The organism is Pseudoroseomonas ludipueritiae, assembly GCF_014490445.1.
GTDB lineage: Bacteria > Pseudomonadota > Alphaproteobacteria > Acetobacterales > Acetobacteraceae > Pseudoroseomonas > Pseudoroseomonas ludipueritiae.
Genome location: NZ_JACTUZ010000198.1, coordinates 1 through 6,821, shown reverse-complemented (window position 1 = coordinate 6,821; position 6,821 = coordinate 1). Strand labels below are relative to the sequence as shown.

Genomic DNA, 6,821 nt, shown 5'->3' with positions numbered 1-6,821 from the left:
GCACCGAGGCCGCCTGCCTGCAGGAACTGGCGACCCAGGCCCGCAGAAGCTAGCGGCACCCCGCCGCGCCTCAGGCGGCGCGGATGCTGGACAGGAAGCGGTCCATCTGGCCGCGCAGCCCCTCGGCCTGCCGCGCCAGCTCGCCCGCCGCGCTGCGCACATCCCCCGCCGCGCGCCCGGTGCGCTCGGCATCCTGGCTGACGCCGGAGGCATGGCGGGAAGCTTCCTCCGTTCCCGCCGCCGCCTGGGCCACGGCATGGCCGATCTCCCGCGTCGCCTCGGCCTGCTGGCCCGCAGCCTCGGCCACCAGCCCGGTGGCGTCGTTCAGCTCGCGGATCATGCGCGCGATCTCGCCGATCGCCTGCACGGTGCGCTCCGTTTCCCCCTGCATGGCGGCGATCTGCTGGCCGATCTCCTCCGTGGCACGGGCGGTCTGGCTGGCCAGCGACTTCACCTCGCCCGCCACCACGGCGAAGCCCTTGCCGCTTTCGCCGGCCCGCGCCGCCTCGATGGTGGCGTTCAGGGCCAGAAGGTTGGTCTGGCTGGCGATGCCGGTGATGAGCTGCACCACGTCGCCGATCCGCCCCGCCGCTTCCGACAGCCCGCGCACCGTGCGGTCGGTGTTCTGCGCGGCTTCCGAGGCCTGCTGCGCCCGCGCGGCGCCTTCGCGCACCTGCCGCGCCACCTCGGCGATGGAGGCGGAGAGTTCCTCCGCCGCCGCCGCCACGGTCTGCACATTGCCGCTGGCCTGCTGCGAGGCATTGGCCACCGAGGAAGCCCGCGTGTTGCCGGAGGCCGCGATCTCCGCCATGCCGGCGGCGGTGGCGTCCATCTCGCTGGCGGCGGCGGCCACGGCGCGCAGGGCGCCCGCCGTTTCCTGCTCGAAGCCGCGCAGCAGCGCATCCACCCGCCCGGCACGGGCGATCTGCTCGCGCTGGCTTTCCTGCTGCGCCCGCGCCATCTCTCGCCGCTCGGCCGAGGCCGCGCGCAAAGTCTCCACCGCCTGGGCCATGGCGCCCAGCTCATCCGCCCGGCCCTGGCCCGGCACCGGCAGGTCCAGCTCCCCGTCGGCGATGCGCGTCACGCTGCCGGTCAGCGCCCGCAGCGGCTGCACCACCCGCCGCAGCAGCAGCGTCACGGAGAGTGCCGCCAGCCCGCTCACCAGCAGCGCCAGCACCGCCGCCTCCAGCAGATGGAGCCGCGCGCTGTCGGCGGCCTCCCCGGTCACCGCGATGGCCTCGTCCAGCGCCGCGTCGCGCAGGGTGAGGATCTCGGCCTGGGAACGTAGCGACCAGGGGCGGAATTCCGGCACGGTGGTGCCCCAGGCCACAGGCCCGCCACCCAGGCCGGTGCGCGCCGTGGCCAGCATCTGGCGCCAGCGGGCCTCGTTCTGCTCCTGCACGCCCTTCTGCTGCCGCAGCGCCTCCTGCAGCCCGGGCCTGTCCGGCATGGCGGCGATCAGCCGCTGGGCGCCGATCCAGGCCTGTTCCATGCGGCCGGTATGCTGCTGCATCTCGTCATAGGCCGGCGGCTGCACCGGCTGGCCGCTGACCCAGGCCGTGACGCCGACGCTGCGGCGGCCGATGAAATCGCGATAGTCCATGGTGGCGCTGGCCACTTCCACCAGCAGGGCGGCGCGGGGCGAGGTCTCGAAGACCCGCAGCGCCGCCTGCATGCCCAGGCGCCGCAGCGCATCGGCCGCCTCGTTGCGCAGCGCCTGGGTGACATTGGGCAGGCTGGCGTCCCGCGCCGCCAGGGGCTTGCCCATCTCCTCCAGCGCGCGCTGGCGGGTGGGGGGAATGCGCGCCAGGGCATCCTCCGCCAGGCTGGCCTGGAAGCCGCCCTGGCGGGCGCTGGCCGCCGCGGCCTGCAAGAGCCGGTCGGTCTGCGGCGCGGCCTTGCGGGCGCTCTCGATATCCGGCTCCGCCATGCGCAGCAGCGAGGCGAAGGCGCCGACCTCGGCCGCGATGGCGGTCTGCGCCCGCTGCGCGTCGCTGACGGCGCGGGTGGCGGCACGGGCCTCCCGCGCTTCCTGCCACGCGTTCCAGGAGGTGGCGGAAAGCCAGAGGGAGGCAGCCGCCCCGGGTACCGCGACACCGCAGAAGCAGGCGAGGAAGAAGGTTCTGATGCGCATGGCGGCAATTCCCGGTGGTTCCCGTGCGCGACCATCCGTCCCGCGGCTTAAGAAAGCTTTGCCTTGTGCCTCATGGCGCCAGCGAGTCTTCCGGCGCGGAAAGGGAATTCCGTGTTTTCATGTGAAACACGAGGCACGCCGCCAGGTCATGATGCGAGGCCGCCATGCTGGCCCCGGCCCGCGCCGAAACCCTCAGGCGCGGCTGATGCCGCTGGCCAGCGTGTACTGGTCCGCGCGCGCCTCGCAGGTCACGCCCTTCCTCGCCGCCCAGGTCGAGACCTCATGATGCAGCGGCAGCAGCGCATGGTCGTTGAAGGCGAGTTCGCAGGCCTGGGCCAGCAGGGCATTGCGGGCCGCCTCGTCCATGCTGCGCAGCGCCTGCTGCAACAGGCCGTCCAGGTCCGGATTCGAGTAGCGGCCGGAATTGCTGGCGCCCATGCCGGCCTTCTTGTCATAGGTGGCCAGCAGCGCCTTCAGCGGGTTGGAGGTCTCCCCCGTGTTCACGCCCCAGGCGGAGAGGGACATGGAGAATTCCGCGCCCGAATTACGCCGGGAATAGACCGACCATGGCATCACCTCGGCCCGCGCGGCGATGCCGATGCGGGTCAGCATCTGCGCCGCCGCCTGCACGATCCTGGCGTCGTTGACATAGCGGTCGTTGGGGCCGTGGATGGTCAGGCCGAAGCCATCCGGGTAGCCGGCCTCGGCCAGCAGCGCGCGGGCCGCGTCGGGGTCATGGGGCACCACTTCCAGTTTGTCTGAGGTGCCGGCACTACCTTTCGGCAGGAACTGGCTGGCCACCACCGCATCGCCCTCCATCACCCGCGCGGCCAGCGCCTCGCGCGAGAGGGCCATGGAGAGTGCCTGCCGTACCCGCCTGTCCTTCAACGGGTTCCTGTCGAGCGGCCTGCCGGCATGGTCGGTGATGAAGGGGGAGCTGTCCCGCCGCTGGTCCATGGCGAAATACACGAAGCGGGAGGAGATGCCGCGGATCAGGTGGAAGCCGGGATTCTCCTTCACCCGCTGCGCGCCCTGGAAGGGCACGGCCTCGATGATATCCAGCTCGCCGGCCAGCAGCGCCGCCAGCCGCGCGCCTTCATCGGGGATCAGGCGCAGCACCACCTCGCTCCAGGGCAGCCGGCCGCCCCACCAGGCATCGTTGCGCGTCAGGTGCAGGTGGCTGCCGGGCACGTATTCCTGCAGAACCAGCGGGCCGGTGCCGATGGTGGCATTGCCGTTGTTGAATTCCGTGGTCGGCGCATCCTTGTGATCCGCGCTGATGACCCGCAGGCGGCCGAGCGAATTCAGCAGCAGCGGGTCCGGCCCATGGGTCTCGATCAGCAGGCTGTGCGGCGACAGGGCCGTCATGGCCTTGATGCTGCGCGTATAGGTGCGGAAGGAGGCGGTGCTGGGAATGTCATTGGCCCGCTGCAGCGAGACAATCGCATCCTCGGCGGTGAAATCAGTGCCGTCGCTGAAGGTCGTCTCGCGCAGCTGGAACTTCCAATGCGTCTCGTCCAGCAGCTTCCAGGCCTGCGCCAGCCCGGGCCGGGGCAGGCTGCGCGCGTCATTGGTGATCAGCGCGTCGAAGATATGGCTGGCCACGGCATTGTTGGGCGCATTGCTCTGGAAATGCGGGTCCAGCGTGGTGTTGGGCGCGGCCATGCCAACGCGAAGCCGACCGCCCGCCTGGCCGGCACCCTGCGCCAGCGCCGCCCCCAGCCACCCCGGCGCCTGCAGGGTGGCGGCGGCGCCCAGCGTGGCGCGCGTCAGCCAACGACGGGTGGGGCGAAAGCCATGCATCACGACAGTCCTGGCCGGAGGGAAGGCACCACGCCCGGCAGGCCCGAGCGTCAGCCCAGCATAAGAACGGGTCCCATTTTGCTGTCAATCGGCCGCTGCGGGCCTCCTGCTTCCGGGGTACCACCATGGCAGGATGCGGGTGCGCGGAATCCTCCGCCACCCGGCCCGGTTCAGGCCAATGCGTCATGGGGGAGGGCGATGACAGCCACCGGGGCCAAAGAGGGCTCTGCCCTCTCTGGACACTCCCGCCGGGGTGGAAAGTCCACCCCGGGCCCCGCTGGCAGTTTCAGGAGCTACGTCCGAAGGCAAGGCGTCACGCCAGCGTTAGACATCGAAAAAAGCCACGCGGGCTGAGGCCGCGGTCGCCGGAGGTCATGGACCTCCGGCGCAACCACCATGCCATAAGCTGAAAAACTGATGGCGGGGTCTAGGGTGACACTGTCACCCCAGCGGGGAGGTCTGGAGGGGCGGCGCCCCCTCCAGTGCTTTTCAGGCCCCGGTCGCCGGGCGCAGGGCGAGCCAGACCAGGATCACCGCTCCCAGGGCGATGCGGTACCAGCCGAAGGGGGTGAAGCCGATGCGGCTGATCACGGCCAGCAGCCAGCGCACCACCATCAGCGCCACGATGAAAGCCGCCACGAAGCCGAGCGCGATGACGCCGAAGCTGGAGAAATCCAGCTCATGCCGTGCCTTGAACAGGCTGAAGGCGGTGGCCGCGATCATGGTGGGGATGGCGAGCAGGAAGGAGAATTCGGCCGCCGCCTTGCGTTCCACCCCCACCAGCAGGGCGGAGATGATGGTGGCGCCAGAGCGGCTGGTGCCCGGGATCATCGCCAGGGCCTGGCCGAGGCCGACCAGCACGGCCGCCAGCGGCCCGATCTCGGGGATGGAATGGATGGTGGGGTTGGGGCGGGCGCGTTCGATGATGATGATGGCGATGCCGCCCAGGATCAGCGCCAGCGCCACCACCAGGGGCGTGAAGAGCAGCTTGGTGATGTAGCCGTGCAGGGTGGCGCCGAGCACCATGGCGGGCAGGAAGGCCAGGATCAGGTTCAGCGCCGTGTAGTATTCGGCCGAGCCGCGCTGCCACATGCCGGTGGCGATCCGCACCAGCCGGTGCCGGAAGAACCAGATGACAGCCAGGATGGCGCCGAGCTGAATGCTGATCTCGAAGGTCTTGCCGGGCGGGCCCTCGAAGCCGATGGCCTCGGCGAGAAGGATCAGGTGACCGGTGGAGGAGATGGGGAGGAACTCGGTCAGGCCCTCCACGATGCCCATCAGCAGGGCGGAGAGCAGCAGGTAGGCATCCATGCGCGCGGGCATCCTGTGTGCGGCGGGACGAAAAAAGGCCAGCCGGCGGGGTGCCGGCTGGCCTCGGTATACAGTGAAGACGGCGGAAGCGCGGCGCTTACTTCACCGTCTGCGCCGCGGTGAAGGCAAAGTTATCGTAGGAATTCTCGGCCACGCGGAACCAGGCGTATTCGTCGTCGCGGAACTTGCGGTAGGATTCCCAGGTCTTCTTGAACAGCGGGTTCTTGTCGCTGGCTTCGTCATACAGCGCGTGGGTGGCCTTCCAGGCGGCGGCCATGACCTCGCGCGGCCAGGGACGGAGCTGGGTGCCGGCGGCGATCAGCCGGCGCAGCGCATTGGGGTTGCCGGCGTCATAGCGCGCGATCATCTCGGCATCCGCCTCGGCGCAGGCCATTTCCAGCGCGGCCTTGTAGGTGGCGGGCAGGGCATCGAAGGCAGCCTGGTTGGCCATGAAATGCAGCTTGGCGCCGGGCTCCCAGAAGCCGGGGAAGTAGTAGAAGGGCGCCACGCGGTTGAGGCCGAGCTTCTCGTCGTCATAGGGGCCGACGAATTCCACGGCGTCGATCGAGCCACGCTCCAGCGCCGGGTAGATGTCGGAGGCTGGCACCTGGGTCGGCACCGCGCCCATCTTGGCGAAAACCTCGCCCGCGAGGCCCGCGATGCGGAACTTCAGGCCCTGGATATCGGCCAGGGTCTTGATTTCCTTGCGGAACCAGCCGCCCATCTGGGCGCCCGTGTCGCCGGCCGGGAAGTTGACGATGTTGTAGCCCTTGAACAGTTCCGCGGCCAGTTCCCGCCCGCCGCCATGGCGGTACCAGGCATTGGACATGCGCGTGTTCAGGCCGAAGGGCACCGCCGTGTAGAAGGCGAAGGTGAAATCCTTGCCCGTGAAGTAGTAAGGCGCGGTGTGGCAGCACTCGACCGTGCCGTTCTGCACCGCGTCCAGCGCCTGGGCGGCGCCGACGATCTCGCCCGCCGGGAAGACGCGGATCTGGAACTTGTTGTCCGTCAGCTGCGCCACGCGGCGCGCGATGGTCTCCGGCGCGCCGATCAGGATGTCCAGGTTGCGCGGAAAGGAGCTGGTCAGGCGCCAGCGCACATCGGGGGCCGATTGCGCCAGGGCCGGCGTGGCAAGGGTCAGGGCGGCGGCCGGCGCGGCAGTGGCGGCGGCGCCGAGCAGGGCACGGCGGTTCATGGGCATTCTCTCCCCCAGGAGGCTGTCGCGCAGGTGTTTAGGGCATCCGGTGCGGGCGCGGAAGGGTTTTGGGCAATGATCCTGACCCTGAAGCCCGGCATGGCGTGCGGATCGTGCGCGAAGCCTCGGCGCAGGGCAAGAATATGAGCTAGTGCAGGCCCAGGGCGCGGAAGAGATGCGCCGCCGGCGGCCAGGCCGCCATCACCGCCTCGCGCTGCAGCACCAAGATGGCCAGGACCAGGGCCAGCAGGGCCAGGGAGCCCGCCCAGGCCAGCAGGGGGGGCGCGAGGCCGCCTTCCTGCCGCACGGTGCGGAGCGGCGCCGGGCCGGGCTGCAACTGCACCGGCGCGGCATGGCGGGCGGGCAGCACCGGATGCG

5 protein-coding genes are annotated in these 6,821 nt (G+C 70.4%); all 5 read right to left on the bottom strand.

The window, feature by feature from the left end; genetic code table 11:
• Positions 1 to 70: 70 nt before the first annotated feature.
• Complete coding sequence (locus IBL25_RS23470; RefSeq protein ID WP_187780900.1) at positions 71 to 2,134, bottom strand: methyl-accepting chemotaxis protein; 2,064 nt, start codon at positions 2,132 to 2,134, stop codon at positions 71 to 73.
• Between the two features lie 192 nt (positions 2,135 to 2,326).
• Positions 2,327 to 3,937 (bottom strand): ABC transporter substrate-binding protein, encoded by a 1,611-nt coding sequence (locus IBL25_RS23465; RefSeq protein WP_187780899.1) that lies wholly within the window; start codon positions 3,935 to 3,937, stop codon positions 2,327 to 2,329.
• Between the two features lie 489 nt (positions 3,938 to 4,426).
• Positions 4,427 to 5,248 (bottom strand): undecaprenyl-diphosphate phosphatase, encoded by an 822-nt coding sequence (locus tag IBL25_RS23460; protein WP_187780898.1) that lies wholly within the window; start codon positions 5,246 to 5,248, stop codon positions 4,427 to 4,429.
• Between the two features lie 97 nt (positions 5,249 to 5,345).
• The gene (locus IBL25_RS23455) at positions 5,346 to 6,443 is read right to left on the bottom strand and encodes a TRAP transporter substrate-binding protein (protein WP_187780897.1); all 1,098 of its coding nucleotides are present in this window, start codon (positions 6,441 to 6,443) and stop codon (positions 5,346 to 5,348) included.
• A gap of 148 nt (positions 6,444 to 6,591) precedes the next feature.
• On the bottom strand, positions 6,592 to 6,821 hold a 230-nt coding region (locus IBL25_RS23450), incomplete at its 5' end, for a hypothetical protein (protein ID WP_187780896.1).